The following is a 567-nucleotide window of genomic DNA, read 5'->3' as shown; positions in this document are numbered from 1 at the left end:
AGGGTGGTGCGCGCAAGTCGCTGCATCTACCCCTGCCCAAGTGCTCCTGGCAGCAGCGTGTGACGCCCACTGCCGTGGTCCAGGAGATAGACCACTTGCTTGACGAACACACCACGGCGCAGATCGCCGACGTTCTCAATGCTCGTGGATTCGCGCCGGGTGCGGGATCGGCATTCAATACACGGATGATCGCGCGTTTGGCGCGCGACTACCATCTCAAACCGCGGTACGACCGATTGCGCGAGCGCGGCATGTTGACACTGCAGGAAATGGCCGACGCATTGCACGTCACCCCCCACACTGTCAAGATCTGGCTGCGGCGCGGCCTGTTGCGAGGCCACGCCTACAGCGACAAGAACGAGTCCTTGTATGAACCACCAGGCGACCTGGCTCCCCGCAAGAAGCCCGGCGCCAAGCTCTCGCAGCGGCGTCTGGAGGCAACGGTTCCACCTGAACGTACGGAAGGAGTGCAGTATGCGACGTAGTCCTTGTCGTTGCTTACGGACGGCCGGCTGCGCGTGTGCGCCACTCCCAGGCGCTGCATCGTGGCCAGCATGGTCTCGCCCT

1 protein-coding gene is annotated in these 567 nt (G+C 63.5%); it reads left to right on the top strand.

What is annotated here, in order from left to right; all coding sequences use genetic code 11:
• On the top strand, nucleotides 1–485 hold a 485-nt coding region (locus EC86_RS0100315), incomplete at its 5' end, for a MerR family transcriptional regulator (RefSeq protein WP_408633855.1).
• Nucleotides 486–567: the final 82 nt, after the last annotated feature.

This window comes from Polaromonas glacialis (assembly GCF_000709345.1).
Classification (GTDB): domain Bacteria; phylum Pseudomonadota; class Gammaproteobacteria; order Burkholderiales; family Burkholderiaceae_C; genus Polaromonas; species Polaromonas glacialis.
This window is presented reverse-complemented; position numbering and strand designations above follow the sequence as displayed.